The organism is Streptomyces sp. CB01373 (genome assembly GCF_002803075.1).
In the GTDB taxonomy this organism is placed as follows: Bacteria; Actinomycetota; Actinomycetes; order Streptomycetales; family Streptomycetaceae; genus Streptomyces.
Window position 1 is genome coordinate 279,551 of sequence record NZ_NNBK01000009.1, and the last position, 15,828, is coordinate 295,378.

Annotated in this window: 9 protein-coding genes; 3 read left to right on the plus strand and 6 right to left on the minus strand. The window is 71.3% G+C overall.

Annotated elements, in window-relative coordinates:
• Positions 1-14 precede the first annotated feature (14 nt).
• The 4 genes from CG719_RS16430 to CG719_RS16445 form a co-directional block, all read right to left on the minus strand.
• Positions 15-1,529, minus strand: a complete 1,515-nt coding sequence (locus tag CG719_RS16430; protein ID WP_234375612.1) for a hypothetical protein — start codon at positions 1,527-1,529, stop codon at positions 15-17.
• A 205-nt stretch (positions 1,530-1,734) separates the two neighbouring features.
• Entirely contained in the window at positions 1,735-6,669 is a 4,935-nt protein-coding gene (locus CG719_RS16435; protein ID WP_100569365.1) for an NAD-glutamate dehydrogenase, read from the minus strand.
• A 630-nt stretch (positions 6,670-7,299) separates the two neighbouring features.
• On the minus strand, positions 7,300-7,968 hold the full coding sequence (locus CG719_RS16440; protein WP_100569366.1) for an HAD family hydrolase: 669 nt from the start codon (positions 7,966-7,968) through the stop codon (positions 7,300-7,302).
• Positions 7,969-8,060: 92 nt separating this feature from the next.
• On the minus strand, positions 8,061-8,576 hold the full coding sequence (locus tag CG719_RS16445) for a DUF6912 family protein (RefSeq protein ID WP_100569367.1): 516 nt from the start codon (positions 8,574-8,576) through the stop codon (positions 8,061-8,063).
• 770 nt (positions 8,577-9,346) lie between these two features.
• Between CG719_RS16445 and CG719_RS36455 the strand changes: the two genes are divergently transcribed.
• The gene (locus CG719_RS36455; protein WP_234375613.1) at positions 9,347-9,880 is read left to right on the plus strand and encodes an Rv3235 family protein; all 534 of its coding nucleotides are present in this window, start codon (positions 9,347-9,349) and stop codon (positions 9,878-9,880) included.
• An 89-nt stretch (positions 9,881-9,969) separates the two neighbouring features.
• Here the strand turns inward: CG719_RS36455 and secA are convergent, their stop codons facing one another.
• Complete coding sequence (gene secA, locus CG719_RS16460) at positions 9,970-12,786, minus strand: preprotein translocase subunit SecA (protein WP_100569369.1); 2,817 nt, start codon at positions 12,784-12,786, stop codon at positions 9,970-9,972.
• Between the two features lie 296 nt (positions 12,787-13,082).
• Here secA and CG719_RS16465 point away from each other — a divergent pair, with 296 nt between their 5' ends.
• Together CG719_RS16465 and CG719_RS16470 are read left to right on the plus strand one after the other, a co-directional pair.
• Positions 13,083-13,661, plus strand: coding sequence for a GNAT family N-acetyltransferase (locus CG719_RS16465; protein ID WP_100569370.1), 579 nt, complete (start codon positions 13,083-13,085; stop codon positions 13,659-13,661).
• Between the two features lie 164 nt (positions 13,662-13,825).
• Positions 13,826-15,028 carry a winged helix-turn-helix domain-containing protein gene (locus CG719_RS16470; protein ID WP_100569371.1) on the plus strand — a complete coding sequence of 401 codons (1,203 nt, stop codon included), beginning with the start codon at positions 13,826-13,828 and terminating at the stop codon, positions 15,026-15,028.
• A 24-nt stretch (positions 15,029-15,052) separates the two neighbouring features.
• On the opposite strand, the gene CG719_RS16475 is transcribed toward CG719_RS16470, so the two are convergent.
• Entirely contained in the window at positions 15,053-15,799 is a 747-nt protein-coding gene (locus tag CG719_RS16475) for a response regulator (protein ID WP_100569372.1), read from the minus strand.
• Between the last annotated feature and the right edge of the window lie 29 nt (positions 15,800-15,828).

Here is a 15,828-nt window from a genome sequence, read left to right on the forward strand (position 1 = left end):
CCGCGGCGGGCCGGTCAGGGCGTCACCGCGTACAGGATCTGGCCGTCCGGACCGCGGGTCACCACGCGCAGTTCCGGGTCGCGGCGGGGCGTGCTCCGGTCCACGACCCAGCGCACGTCATAGGTGCGCAGGATGTCCCGGCGTACGTCCTCCGGCGTGCGGCGCGTGTAGTAGCGCCGCACCGCCCACTCCCGCCGCGACTCGTCCGGCAGGAAGAAGTCCGGGTAGCCGGGGGCCACGGTGTAGGGGCCGTAGGCCGGGATCAGCCGGGAGGGCAGGTCCCGGGCCATGACCACGTCCCCGTACTTCACGTACGGAGTGATCCAGTAGTACCCGTTCCACGTCCGGGTGTAGCCGGCCGCGAGCACGCCCGGCAGCGCCTCGCGCCCGACCGCGTACCCGAGCACGCCCGCCTGGGCCCACGCGCCCAGGGCCAGCGCGCCGCCCAGCACCCACGCCCATCGGATGCGCACGGTCCGCGGGCCGCTGTGCACCACCTCCAGCGCGGCTGCGAGCTGCGCCGGGACGAGGGCGGCGGGCAGGGTCCGGCCCCAGGCGTAGTGGCCGGTGACGAAGCCCGCGGCGCACATCAGCGCGCCCAGCAGGAAGAAGATCACCAGCGGGTCCCGCCGGTCGCGCCGCCACCGCGGGACCAGCGCGGCCACTCCGAGCAGCGCCAGCCAGTAGCGGCCGAGGAACTCCTCGTAGAGAGCCCGGTGCACCTCCTCCAGATCGTCTCCGGCCGAGAACAGGGCGAAGAAGTCGTAGTACGGCCACAGCCACAGCACCAGCAGCCCCAGGGCCGCCCCGGCGCCGAGCCGCGGCCACAGGGCCCGCGGGGGGCGGGCCGCGAGCACCGCGGCGAGACCGCCGAGCGTGGCGACGACACCGGTGAACTGATGGCACAGCAGGATCAGCGCCCACAGCGCCCCGAGCCCCAGCCACACCTCCCACCCGGCCGCCGTGCGCAGCGCCCGCGTGAGCCAGGCCCAGTGATGGAAGGCGAGGCCGAGGGCGAACACGCTGGGGTACGACACCGTCAGCGCGAGGGAGTTGAGGGAGAGGAAGCCGCTCCAGTTGATGAGCTCCGTACCCCACAGGAGCACCAGGCTCAGGGCTGCCAGGGCGGGCGCGGCCCGGTGCGCGCTCAGGGTTCTGACGTACCGCCAGACGCCCGTCGCGAGCAGCGTGAGCCCGGCGAGCGCGGCGAGCCGCAGCACCACGAACACCGACAGGCCGCCGGCCCGGGCGACACAGCCGAGCAGCACCATCCACGGCGAGTAGTACGGGCTCGGGGTGTCGGCGTCGACGAGCGGATTGCCGGGGTGGAACAGGCTGTGGCGCAGCCGCTGGATGGTCGCCGCGTGCATGCCCAGGTCGCCGGCCCAGGGCAGCCGGACGACCACCAGGAGCAGCAGGGCGACGAGGAAGGCAGCGGCCACGCGGGGCGCGTAGGCCCCTGCCGGGGCGGTGGACGGCCGGGCGACGGCCGCATCCGCTGACGGTGCCTCAGGCGGTGCGGTGCGCATGACGCAGGAGCCGGGTGCGACTGCCGAGGGAGTTCACGCGGCAACTTTATACGAATGATCCCGTTTAGCAGGAAAAGGGTAAATTCGGCGTGCGGCGTTTCCTGGACGGCAGGAAGACGGCGTGGGCGGGAGCGTGGACGGCATGAGGGCGCCCCGGACCGGAAAGGTCCGGGGCGCCCTCGGGTACGGGTCGGCCTCCCGCGTGTTACGAGTGCGTGCGCAGCAGCGTGCGCATCGTCCGCATCGCCACCGACAGGTTGGCCAGGTCGAACGCGTCCGAGCCGCGGATCTCCTCAAGGGTGGAACGCGCCCGGGACAGGAGCGCGCCGTTCTTCTGCTCCCACACCTTGAAGCGCTGCTCCGGCGTGGCGGTGCCGTTGCCCGCGGCCAGCACGTCCGCGGTCAGTGCCGCGTGCGCCGCGTACAGGTCCTCACGGATCGCCGCACGGGCCATGGACTGCCACCGGTCGGCACGCGGCAGCTCGATGATGCGGTCCATCAGCTGGGTGATGTGCAGGCGGTCGCCGAGGTCGTAGTACACCTCGGCGACATCCATCGGGTCCTTGCCCATGCGGTCGGCCACCGAGACGATGTCGAGCGCCGGGAAGGCGGAGGAGAACCCGGCCACACGCGTGGCCAGCTCGTCCGGGACGCCGACGCCGGACAGCTCGTCGTAGACCTGCTGGTACCACTCCAGGTCCGCGCCCTTGAGCAGCTTGGGCAGCTCCGCCCACACCTGGCCGACCCGCTCGGAGAAGAACTCGACGGTCTCGGCGAGCTCCAGCGGCTGCGGCCGGTTGTTCAGCAGCCAGCGCGTGCCGCGCTCGACCAGTCGGCGCGAGTGCAGGCGGATACGGGTCTGGACATCGGCCTCGACCTTGTTGTCCAGCGCCTCGACCGCGTCCCACACCGGGGCCGAGCGGAAGATCGTGCGGGCCACCGTCTGCGCCCTGACGATCTCCTCCAGCGACGCGCCGGTCTCCTCCCGCAGGCGGTGCAGATAGGTCGTACCGCCCGTGTTGACCGTGTCGTTGACCAGGACGGTCGTCGTGATCTCACGGCGCAGCGGGTGGTTGTCGATCCGCTCGGCGAACTGCTCGCGCAGCGGGGCCGGGAAGTAGGCGTGCAGCAGGCCGCGCAGGTACGGGTCGTCCGGCAGCGAGGTGTGCAGCAGCTCCTCGGCGACCGTGATCTTCGTGTACGCCAGCAGGACGGCCGTCTCCGGACCGGTCAGACCGCTCCCCGCGGCCAGCCGCTCACGGATCTGCCGGTCGGTGGGCAGGAACTCCAGCGCCCGGTCCAGGTGGCCCTCGCGCACCAGGTGCTTCATGAAGCGCTGCTGGGCGTTGAGCATGTCCTTGGACTGGGCGAGCGCGTTGGCGATCGCCGTGTTCTGCGCGTAGTTGGTGCGCAGCACCAGGGCGCCGACCTCGTCGGTCATCTCGGCGAGCAGCTTGTTGCGCTGCTTGACGGTCATGTCGCCTTCCGCGACCAGGCCGTTCAGCAGGACCTTGATGTTCACCTCGTGGTCGGAGGTGTCCACACCGGCGCTGTTGTCGATGGCGTCGGTGTTGATCCGGGCGCCCTGCATCGCGCACTCGATCCGGCCGAGCTGGGTGAAGCCCAGGTTGCCGCCCTCGCCGACGACCTGGACCCGCAGGTCGCGGCCGTCGACGCGGATGGCGTCGTTGGCCTTGTCGCCGACGTCGGCGTGGGACTCGGTGGACGCCTTGACGTACGTGCCGATGCCGCCGTTCCACAGCAGGTCCACCGGGGCCTTGAGGATCGCCCGCATCAGGTCGGCCGGGGTCAGCTTGGTGACACCGGCCTCGATGCCGAGGGCCTCGCGGATGTGCGCGTTGACCGGGATCGACTTGGCCGTACGCGGGAACACCCCGCCGCCGGCCGAGATCAGCTCGGCGTTGTAGTCCTCCCACGAGGAGCGCGGCAGCTCGAACAGGCGGCGGCGCTCGGCGTAGGAGACGGCCGCGTCCGGCTCGGGGTCGATGAAGATGTGCCGGTGGTCGAAGGCGGCGACCAGGCGGATGTGCTCGCTCAGCAGCATGCCGTTGCCGAACACGTCACCGGACATGTCGCCGATGCCGACGACCGTGAAGTCCTGGGACTGGGTGTCCACGCCCAGCTCACGGAAGTGCCGCTTGACCGACTCCCAGGCTCCGCGGGCGGTGATGCCCATGCCCTTGTGGTCGTAGCCCGCCGAGCCGCCGGAGGCGAAGGCGTCGCCGAGCCAGAAGTCGTACGACTGGGCGACCTCGTTGGCGATGTCCGAGAACCGTGCCGTGCCCTTGTCGGCGGCGACCACCAGGTAGGTGTCGTCACCGTCGTGCCGCACGACGTCCTGCGGGGGCACGACCTCGCCGGCGACCATGTTGTCGGTGATGTCGAGCAGCGCCGAGATGAAGGTCTTGTAGCTGGCGATGCCCTCCGCCATCCACGCGTCCCGGTCCACGCTGGGGTCGGGCAGCTGCTTGGCGACGAACCCGCCCTTGGCGCCGACCGGCACGATGACGGTGTTCTTCACCATCTGCGCCTTGACCAGGCCGAGGATCTCGGTACGGAAGTCCTCGCGCCGGTCGGACCAGCGCAGGCCACCGCGGGCGACCTTGCCGAAGCGCAGGTGCACGCCCTCCACCCGCGGCGAGTACACCCAGATCTCGTACGCCGGGCGCGGCGCCGGCAGGTCCGGGATGGCCCGCGGGTCGAACTTCATGGCCACGTACTCGTGCGGCCCGCCGCCCTGCGCCTCCTGGAAGAAGCTGGTGCGCAGGGTCGCCTTGATGACGGTGAGGAAGGACCGCAGGATCCGGTCCTCGTCGAGGGACGCCACCTGGTCGAGGGCCGCGTCGACCTCTTCCAGCAGCGCGTCCACGAGTTCGTGCCCGGCGCGCTGGCGCTCCGGCGACATCCGCGCCTCGAACAGGGAGACCAGCAGCCGGGTGGTGTGGACGTTGTTGCGGAGGGTGTCCTCCATGTAGTCCTGGCTGAAGGTCGAGCCCGCCTGGCGGAGGTACTTGGCGTAGGCGCGCAGCACCATCGCCTGACGCCAGGTCAGCCCGGCGCCCAGCACCAGGGCGTTGAACCCGTCGACCTCCGCCTTGCCCGTCCAGGCGGCGGCGAAGGCGTCCTGGAAGCGCTCGCGGGCGTCGTCGCCGAGGTGGTCGCCGATGCCGGCGGACTCCTTCGGCATCCGCAGACCGAAGTCGTACACCCACGCCGTCGTACGGTCCGCGCAGCGCAGTTCGTACGGCCGCTCGTCGGTGACCTCGACGCCGAGCCGGCTGAGCACCGGCAGCACGGCGGACAGGGAGACCGAGCCGCCCTTCTGGTAGATCTTGAACCGGCGCTCCTCGGGGGCGGCGCCCACCGGCTCGTACAGGCTCAGCGCGAAGCTCTTGTCCTCGCCCAGCTGCTCGAGGTTGCACAGGTCGGCGACCGCGGCGCGCGGGGTGTGGTCGGCCTTGTAGCCCTCGGTGAAGGCGCCCGAGTAGCGGCGCAGCAGCTCGGCGGCGCGCTCCTCGCCGATTTCGGCGGTCAGCGCCTCGGAGAAGGCATCCGTCCAGGAGCGGGCGGCCTCGACCAGGCGGGCCTCGATGCGCTCCTTGTCGCCGTCGGACAGCTCCGGCAGCTCGGTACCCTGCGGCACCCGGACGACGAAGTGCAGCCGGGAGAGCACCGACTCGGTGTTCCAGGCCGTGAAGTCGACGCTGGTGCCGCCCAGCTCCTCCTTCAGGATGTCGATGATCCGCAGGCGGACACCGGTGGTGTAGCGGTCACGCGGGAGGTACACGAGGGCCGAGTAGTAGCGGCCGTACTCGTCCTGGCGCAGGTACAGGCGCAGCCGGCGGCGCTCCTGGAGGTACAGCACGGAGGTGGCGATCGCCTGGAGCTCGGCGGCCGGGGTCTGGAAGAGCTCGTCGCGCGGGTAGGTCTCCAGGATCTGCAGCAGGTCGCGCCCGTCGTGGCTGTTGGGCGAGAAGCCGGCGAGCTCCAGGACCTCCTCGACCTTGCGGCGGATGACGGGGACCCGGCGCACGGACTCGGTGTAGGCGGCGGACGAGAACAGGCCGAGGAAGCGGCGCTCGCCGACGACCTCGCCCTTGTCGTTGAACTTCTTGACGCCCACGTAGTCCAGGTAGGACGGCCGGTGGACGGTGGCCCGGCTGTTGGCCTTGGTCAGCACCAGCAGCTTGTGCTCGCGCGCCTTGGCGCGGGCGTCGGCGGGCAGCCGCTCGAAGGACGGGCTGACCGGGTGGCTGTCGTCGCCGGCGTGCGGCGGGTCCGCGCGCAGTATGCCGAGACCGGTGCCGGGGACGGCGGCCAGGGAGTCGTCGTCGCGCAGCCGGTACTCGCGGTAGCCGAGGAAGGTGAAGTGGTCGTCGGACAGCCAGCGCAGCAGCTCGCGGGCCTCCTCTACCTCCTGCGTGCGCAGGTCGCCGGGGGCCGGCTCGCCGGGCAGGTCCTCGGCGAGGCTGGTCGCCGCCTGGCGCATCTTCTCCCAGTCCTCGACGGCCTCGCGGACGTCGGACAGCACGCGCAGCAGGTCGGCGGTGATCTGCTTGAGGTCGGCGCGGTCGGTCTCGCGGTCGGTCTCGACGTGGATCCAGGACTCGGTGTGCGCGTCGTGCGGCAGCTCCTCGCCGGGCGCCGCGGTGGGCAGCACCTCGATGAGCTTGCCGGCGACGTCACGGCGCACCACGAACTGCGGGTGGATCACCACGTGGATGCCACGGCCCTGGCGGGTCAGCTCGTTCGTCACGGAGTCCACGAGGAAGGGCATGTCGTCGGTGACGACCTCGACGACGGAGTGGCTGCACGTCCAGCCGTTCTCCTCGACGGTCGGGGTGTGGACCCGGACGTTGGCCGTGCCCTGCGGGCGGCTCTCGGCCAGACGGTAGTGGGAGTAGGCGGTGCCGAAGATGTCGACCGGGTCGCGGTCGGCGAGGTCCTCGGGGGCGGTGTGCAGGTAGAAGCGCTGGAGGAACGCGAGCACGGACTCCCGGTCCGGCATGCCCTCGCCCGTCGACCCGGTCGGGGCGTGTCCCCCGAGCGGACTGTTCTCAGCTACCCGGGCGGCCCTCTCGAGCAGCTCGGCCTTGGCTTCGTCCAGCTTGGTCTGCATTGTCCTCTGGCTCCTGTCGCGCGCCGTTGCGTGACGTAGAAGGAAGTACGGTCTCTTCCTCTCCGGCGTGACGCCGCGGCCCGGGATGTCCGGTGTGCTTCGACGCTATGCCGGAAAGTGAGATGAGCGGGGGGATATCAGTCATGTTCGACGCGTCCGACGGGTGTGACGCTGCTCTCCGCCGCGCCCGTACCCGTGGATGACGCGGCGTCCCGGGGGCCTCCATGGCCCCTTCCCGCCCGCGAGGACCAGCGACCGCCGCCCGGACACGGATACGGTCCGTGCTCACCGGGCGCACAGCGGAGGCGACGATGCCCCCGCGAACTATCGCGCTGATCACGCCACAAGGCTATCGCTCCTCACGGGGGGCCCGTCATGAGCCGTATGTGTACAAAACCGGGGGTGGAAGTTTGACGTTCTGCACAGGGGTGGTGCCGGCGAAGGCGGCGTATGGCTCCACCGGACCCCGCCGTGCCCCGCCGTGCCCCGCCTTCCAGTTTCCCGCTGCGCGCTTCCCACTCCACGTTTCTCACCCCGTTGCTCCCCGCGACTCTCCCGCGCCTTCCTGCGCCGCCTGTCTGCGCTTCTCCCCGCGTCCTCCCGTGCCTCTCGCCGCGTGCCGCGCGCCGCTCAGTCGGCCAGCCGCTGCGCCTCCGCGACCGCCTCCCGCAGGGTGTCCACCACCGGCACGCCGACCTCCTCCAGGCTGGCCCGGCTGTGCGAGCCGCCGGTGTAGAGCACCGCCCGCGCCCCGACGTGCCGCGCGGCCACCGCGTCGTCCGCCGCGTCCCCGATCACCACCGTGCGCGCGGGGTTCACCGTCTCGGACAGCGCGCCCAGGTGCCGCACCATGTGCTCGGCCTTGCTGCCGCCGGATCTCCCCGTTCTCCCGTCCACCCGGAGGAAGTGCGCCTCGATCCCGAAGCCCCGGACCAGCGGGACGAGGTCCTCGTGCCCGTACATGCTGAGGATCGACTGGCTGTGCCCGGCCGACGTCCATCCGGTGAGCAGGTCCACGACGCCCTCGGTCAGGGCGCATGCGGTGCGGTGCTCGGAGTAGTACCGGTGGAAGACGCCGTCCATCGCGTCCCACTCGGCCTCGGTGGGCAGCCGGCCCAGCAGCCGCTCGTAGAACTTCGGGATCGGCACGCAGTACAGCGCGCGGTACTGCTCCAGTGTGATCGGCTCCATGCCCAGCTCGGCGAAAGCCGCGTTCGTCGCGCCTATGACCGCGTCGTTGTCGTGGAACAGCGTGCCGTTCCAGTCCCAGACGATGTGCGCCCCTGACTGTTTCCCCATACCGGAAAACGTACCCGCCGCCACTGACAATCAGGAGAGCGGCGGGTCGCGAGCCGTGGTCAGGTCACGTGTGCCGTCGCGGTCCGCGGGCCTCAGCCGCCGAGCCCCACCAGGTTCGGGATCTCCTGCGTGGCGTACCAGAGCAGTTCGTGGTCCTCGGCGCCGTCCACGACGAACTGGGCGTCGTCGTCGCCCGCGTCCGCCGCCCCCAGGGCCCCGGCCGCGGCGGTCACGTCCGCCTCCGCGTCACCGCCGTCGACGTGCACGGCGGCCGCCTTGGCCAGCCGCACCGGGCCGGCCACCCGGACCTCGCCGAGCGCGGCCGGGTCGAGCCCGCGGTCGGGGTCGGCCGTCGCCGCGCCGTCGGGCACGTCCACGGCGACCACCACGCGGCGCCGCGGGGCGCCCGGGTCCAGTGCCAGCAGTCGCAGCGAGGCGAGCGCGGCCCGGTTCAGCGCGGCGTACTCCAGCTCCTCGATGTCGTCGGAGAGGCACCACTCGCGCAGCGCGGGCGTCACGGCGTACGCGGTGAGCGCCTCTGTCCCCAGCTCCCCCGTCTTGTGCGCCTCGGCGAGGCCCGAGAGGGTCAGGGGGACGTAGACACGCATGGCAGGCCGCTTTCGTGGTCGGAGGGCTCGCCGCCCGGACGGCCTTCAGGATACGTGCGGGAGTCCCCTTTCGAGTCCCCGGCCACACCTCCTGTCCGTCCACCGCGCACCCCTCGTCTCACCCGGTACACCCCAGTCCCCGCACGGGCGACGACGCTCACGATCACACGGAGGGGTGAACTGGTCCACGGTCCGACGCGCGCCGGACCTTCCTTGCCGCGGCGCCCTCGGACCCGTACAAGAGCCCCAGCAGGAAGTTACTGCCCGGTACGAACGGGCCGGCCCTGGGCCGGTCCATGCCTGTGGGCGCCGACGCCGGGCACGACACCGAACGGGGACCCATGAACAAGGTCATGACCAGGACCCAGCGCCGCCCGGGCGCCCACCCGCCGGGCCGCCGCGACCCCCGCCGCCCCGGCGGCCACCCACCCCGCACCCCGGGAGGAACCCTCCCCCGCACAGCCGACGACAACCCCCCGCCCCGCCACACCCCCGCGCTCCCCACCGGCCCCCGGGACACCCGCCCCCCAGCGACCCCCCTCGGCCCCCGCCGGACGCGTACCGGTACGCGGGCCTCAGGAGGCCCCGTACCGAGGCCGAACGGCACCGCCGGTCCGACGAGCCCACCCGTCGACCCGGTCGAGTCCCACAGGACGGGAACGGCATACGCGGGCGCCGACCCGGCAGCCCGCGCGGGCGTAGGTTCCGGGGCCGCCCCCGGTCGCACAGGGGACGCGGCCCGAGTCCTTCGGGCGGGTGCGTACCGGTCCGTGCCCGGCGCCGACGCGGACGCGGCCCGCGCCGCGGGCGCCGCAGGCGCGGCGGGCATCCGTGTCCACGGGGCAGCCCGCGCGGCAGGCGTCCTCGTCGGTGAGACCGCCCTCGCGGCGGGGATCGGCGCCGACGGACCCGCCCCGGCGGAGGCCGGGGCTCCCGGTGCCGCGCGGGCCGTTTCGCTGCCCATGGCCACCGATCTGTTCGCCGATCGGCTGCTCGCCGTGCTCAGCGGGCAGCGGCCCGTGCACTGGATGCTGCGGCACACCGCGGGCCGTGCCTACGACGAGCTCGCGTGGCTCGCCGAGCGCGGCACGTTGCGCACCCGCGGCGCCCGCCCCGTCGTGCGCGACATCGGCTACTACGAGCCCCGCCCGGGCGCCGTGGAGGCCTTCGCCCGCATCGGCGCGGGCGACCAGTTGCGCGCGATGGCGTTCCGCCTGGAACAGGGCCGCGACCGGCGCTGGCGCTGCACCGCGGTGGAACTGGGCGGCCCTCGCATGCCTCGCACGAGGGACGACCTGCCCTGACGGCGAACCGCGGCCGAACCGAAGGGCCGGACACCCCGAGGGTGCCCGGCCCTTCCCCGGCCGCTGCCGGATGTCTCAGTGAGCGGCGGTCACTTCTTGCGGCGGCGCCCGGCCTTCGCCTGCTTGCGCCGCTCCGCACGCGTGAGGCCGTCGGCCTCCGAGCGCACGGGCTCGCCGTCCGTGGAGAACTCACCCTCGACGATGCCGCCCTCGCCGTCCACGGTCGGCGCCGAGAAGTGCAGGTCACGCCGCTGCGGCGCGTCCAGCCCCTTGGCCCGGATCTCCGGGCGCGCGCCGGCCTGCGCCGGAACCGCGTCGTGCTTCTCCAGGTCGGCCACCGGCTTCGTGTCCTCGACCGGCACCTCCTCGACCTGCTGCTCGACCTGGACCTCCAGGTTGAACAGGTAGCCGACGGACTCCTCCTTGATGCCCTCCATCATCGCGGTGAACATGTCGAAGCCCTCGCGCTGGTACTCGACCAGCGGGTCCTTCTGCGCCATCGCGCGCAGGCCGATGCCCTCCTGGAGGTAGTCCATCTCGTAGAGGTGCTCACGCCACTTGCGGTCCAGCACCGACAGCACCACCCGGCGCTCCAGCTCACGCATGATCTCCGAGCCGAGCTGCGCCTCGCGGGCCTCGTACTGCTCGCGGACGTCGTCCTCGATGGACTCGCTGATGAACTCCGCCGTCAGACCCGCGCGGTCCCCGGCCGCCTCCTCCAGCTCCTCGATGGTGATCTTCACCGGGTAGAGCTGCTTGAAGGCGCCCCACAGCCGGTCGAGATCCCAGTCCTCCGGGAAGCCCTCGGCGGTCTCCGCGCCGACGTACGCGTCGATGGTGTCGCTCATGAAGTGGAGGACCTGCTCCTGCAGGTCCTCGCCCTCCAGGACGCGGCGCCGCTCGCCGTAGATGACCTCGCGCTGACGGTTGAGCACCTCGTCGTACTTGAGAACGTTCTTGCGCGTCTCGAAGTTCTGCTGCTCGACCTGCGACTGGGCGGACGCGATCGCGCGCGTGACCATCTTGTTCTCGATCGGCACGTCGTCCGGCACGTTCGCCATCGACATCACGCGCTCGACCATCTGCGCCTTGAACAGACGCATCAGGTCGTCGCCCAGGGAGAGGTAGAAGCGGGACTCGCCCGGGTCGCCCTGACGGCCGCTACGACCGCGCAGCTGGTTGTCGATACGACGCGACTCGTGCCGCTCGGTGCCGAGCACGTACAGGCCGCCGAGCCGCTCGACCTCGTCCTTCTCCGCCTTGACCGCCGCCTCGGCGCGCTGCAACGCCTCCGGCAGGGCCCCCGCCCACTCCTCGATGTGCTCCTCGGGGTCGAGGCCGCGCTGGCGCAGCTCCGCCTCGGCGAGGTCCTCCGGGTTGCCGCCGAGCTTGATGTCCGTACCGCGGCCGGCCATGTTCGTCGCCACGGTCACCGCGCCCCTGCGGCCGGCCTGGGCGACGATCGACGCCTCGCGCTCATGGTGCTTGGCGTTGAGCACCTCGTGCTGGACGCCGCGCTTGCTGAGCTGCTGCGAGAGGTACTCCGACTTCTCCACCGAGGTGGTGCCGACCAGGATCGGCTGGCCCTTCTCGTGCTTCTCGGCGATGTCGTCGACGACCGCCTCGAACTTGGCGACCTCGGTGCGGTAGATCAGGTCCGCCTGGTCCTTGCGGACCATCGGCCTGTTGGTCGGGATCGGGACCACGCCGAGCTTGTAGATCTGGTGGAACTCGGCGGCCTCGGTCATCGCCGTACCGGTCATGCCGGAGAGCTTGCCGTAGAGGCGGAAGAAGTTCTGCAGGGTGATCGTGGCGAGCGTCTGGTTCTCGTCCTTGATGTCCACCCCCTCCTTCGCCTCGATCGCCTGGTGCATGCCCTCGTTGTAGCGGCGGCCGGCGAGGATACGGCCGGTGTGCTCGTCGACGATCATGACCTCGCCGTCGATGACGACGTAGTCCTTGTCGCGCTTGAAGAGCTCCTTGGCCTTGATGGCGTTGTTCAGGTAGCCCACGAGCGGGGTGTTGACCGACTCGTAGAGGTTGTCGATGCCCAGCCAGTCCTCGACCTTGGAGACACCGGCCTCGTGGATGGCGACCGTGCGCTTCTTCTCGTCGACGTCGTAGTCGCCGGTCTCCTCGACGCCCTTGAGCGGGTTGCCCGCCTCGCCCTTCTTCAGGCGGGTGACCAGCTTGGCGAAGTCGCCGTACCACTTGGTGGCCTGGTCGGCCGGGCCGGAGATGATCAGCGGCGTACGGGCCTCGTCGACGAGGATGGAGTCGACCTCGTCGACGATCGCGAAGTTGTGGCCGCGCTGGACGAGCTCGTCCTGGGACCACGCCATGTTGTCGCGGAGGTAGTCGAAGCCGAACTCGTTGTTCGTGCCGTAGGTGATGTCGCAGCCGTACTGCTCGCGGCGCTGGGCCGGCGTCATGTTCGCGAGGATGCAGCCGACGGACAGACCCAGGAACCTGTGGACGCGGCCCATCATCTCCGAGTCGCGCTCGGCCAGGTAGTCGTTGACCGTGATGATGTGCACGCCGTCGCCCGAGATCGCGTTCAGGTAGGCGGGCAGGGTGCCGACCAGGGTCTTGCCCTCGCCGGTCTTCATCTCGGCGACATAACCCAGGTGCAGGGCGGCGCCGCCCATCAGCTGGACGTCGTAGTGCCGCTGGCCGAGGACACGCTTGGCCGCCTCGCGCACCGTGGCGAACGCCTCGGGGAGCAGGTCGTCCAGGCTCTCGCCGTCCGCGTACCGCTGCTTGTACTCATCGGTGAGGGCACGCAGATCGGCGTCGGAGAGGGCGACGAAGTCCTCTTCGATGGAGTTGACCTGGCCCGCGATGCGGTGCAGCTTGCGCAGGATCTTGCCTTCGCCTGCACGCATGATCTTCGAGAGGACGGACACGGGGGTTGGTCTCCTTGCCGGTCGGGCCTGGGACGGTTGGTTTCCATTGACGTACTGAGCAACGGCCATCGTATGCGAGGACACCGCCGAGCCGGGAGGGCCTGCCGCAAGGCCACCCGTCCGCAGCTTCGCGGGGCCTCCACGGGGACAACGTCCGGGGGGCGCGGATGGTGCCGTGTTCCGGCGGCGATTTGCGCTAATTGTGATCACTTCTTCGCGCGGTGGGGATGCGGTCGGCCCGTGGCACGCCGGGAAAAAGTATGGCGGCCCTCGCGGCCCCCGAGCAGAATCGGGCAATGGAACCCGTCACGCTCACCACGGACCGTCTGCTCCTGCGCACGCTCCTTCCCGGGGACTCCGACGCGGTGTACGCGGCCGCGCAGGACCCGGACATCCAGCGCTGGCTCTCCCAGCTCCCCTCGCCGTACCTGCCCGAGCACGCGCGGAGTTTCACCGAGGACATGGTCCCGGTGGGGTGGGCCAACGGTTCGATGTTCACCTTCGGCCTCTTCCTGGCCGGCCCCTCGGGAGACCTCGTGGGCACGCTCGGCATGACGATGCGGTCGCTGGGCGAGGCCGAGATCGGCTACTGGGCCACGAAGGAGCACCGCGGCAACGGCTACGTGACCGAGGCCTCCCTCGCCGTCGCCCGCTGGGCCTTCACCCAGCTCGCCGTGGACCGCCTGGAGTGGCGCGCCGAGGTCGGCAACCACGCCTCCCGCGCGGTCGCCGAACGGGTCGGCTTCACCGTGGAGGGCATCCTCCGCTCAGGGCTCAACAACAAGGGGGTACGACGGGACTGCTGGGTGGGCTCCCTGCTGCCCTCCGACCTGAGCCTGCCCTCGGCGGCGCCGTACCTGCCCGCGCCGGCCTAGGACCTGCCGCCCGTCGGCTGCCGGCTTTCGTGTCCACTGACGGCTGACGGCGAGCGACTGATGGGGGCGGCTGATGGCTGGCGGGGCTCTCGCGCGCACTGGCTTCCGGCGACGAAAGCCCAGCTCAGCCCACGTTGTCGGTGCCGCCCTCTATCGTGCGAGCCATGACCTCGCTCCCGCGCCCCAGCACCGACCTCTCGGCGGACGACGCCCGCCGCCTAGCCCTGCGTGCCCAGGGTTTCCTCGGCGTGCCCGACCGGCGGTCCGGCGTGCGCGGCGTCCTGCGGCACCTCGGCGCGGTCCAGCTCGACACGATCTCGGTGCTCGCCCGCTCCCACGAGCTCGTGCCCTACGCCCGCCTGGGCGCGGTCGGCCGCAGGACCGTCGAGCGGGCCTACTGGACGGCCGCGTCCACGGGCACGCCGTCGGAGCGTCCGCACGCCTTCGAGTACTGGTCGCACGCCGCCTGCATCCTGCCCATCGAGGAGTGGCCCCACTTCGCCTTCCGCCGCCGCGCCTACCGCAACCGCCCGCACTGGAACCACGAACTGCCCGACGGCGCCTACGACCAGGTCGTCAAGCAGTTGCACGCCGAGGGCCCGCTGACGGCGACGGAGCTGGGCGGAGCGAAGAAGACCAGCGAGTGGTGGGACTGGTCGGGCGCCAAGGTCGCCGTCGAGCGCGCCCTGATGTACGGCGAGGTGGTCTGCGTGGAGCGCCGGGGCTGGAAGCGGGTGTACGACCTCGCCGAGCGCGCCGTCCCCGGGGAGCTGCTGCACGACGAGCTGGACGACACCGAGTGCCTGCGCCGGCTGGTCCGGCTGGCCGGCCAGTCCCTGGGCGTGGGCACCCGTGCGGACATCGCGGACTACCACCGCCTCAAGGCCGAGCAGGTCGACGAGGTGATCGGGGACTCCGGGCTGGTCCCGGTCACGGTCGAGGGCTGGTCCAAGCCGGCCTGGGCGGACCCGGAGGCGCTGGCGACGCCCCCGCGCGGCCGCCACCGCACCACGCTGCTGTCCCCGTTCGACTCGCTGGTCTGGGAGCGGGCGCGCACCGAGCGGATCTTCGGCTTCACCCACCGCCTGGAGGCCTACGTCCCCAAGCAGAAGCGGGTCCACGGCTACTTCGCGATGCCCGTGCTCGCCGGCGGCCGTCTCGTCGGCCGTGTCGACCCCGCCCGGGAGGGCCGCACCCTCGTGGCCAAGCAGGTCACCCTGGACGGCGTCCGGTCCGTGCCCGCGGTCGCCCAGGCGCTCGTCGAGGCGGCGAGCTGGGTGGACTGCACGGACGTGCGCGTGGAGCGGGTGGAAGCGCCCGAGCTGCGCGAGCCCCTCGTGCTGGAGCTGGCCCGCGCCGTCGGCTGACCGTCCGGGCAGCGCCGCCGGGCGCTACCGGATCTCCAGGATCTTCTCCCGCATCGCGTAGACCACGGCCTCCATCCTGGAGTGCAGCTGAAGCTTCTCCAGGATGTTGCGGACGTGGTTCTTCACCGTGTTCTCGGAGATGAACAACTCCTTGGCGATGTCCCTGTTGTTCATCCCCGTGGCGACGAGCTTGAGCACCTCCAGCTCACGGTCCGTCAGCCGGGGAGCGGGGACGAGACGGCGCTCGTCGGTCCGCTGGATCATCGACTTGAACTCGGTGAGCAGCTTCGACGCCATGGAGGGGCTGATCTGCGACTGTCCGTCGGCCACGGCGCGAATCGCGGTGGACACCTCGTCCGTGGAGATCTCCTTGAGGAGGTAGCCGGTGGCGCCGGCCTTGATCGCCTCGTAGAGGTCGGCCTCCTCGTCGCTGATCGTCAGCATGATGATCTTGGCGCTGGGCGCGACCTCCTTGATGGACGTGCACGCCTCGATCCCGCCGCGCTTGGGCATGCGGACGTCCATCAGGATGATGTCGGGCAGCAGGTCGGCGGCCTTGTCGACGGCTTCGGCGCCGTCGCCCGCCTCTCCGACCACCTGGATGTCCTCCTCAGCGGCGAGCACGATCTCCAGGCCTCGGCGGAAGAGGGCATGGTCGTCCACGACAAGGACTCTGATCGGCTCCTTGCGCGCAGTCCCCGCTTCCGGTCCCACGCCGACGGCGCCACCGTCGGCGTCCCCGACCCGCATCGGTCCGAAGCTGTCCGCCATCGTTGTTCCTCCCCCTGAGGCTGTGGCCC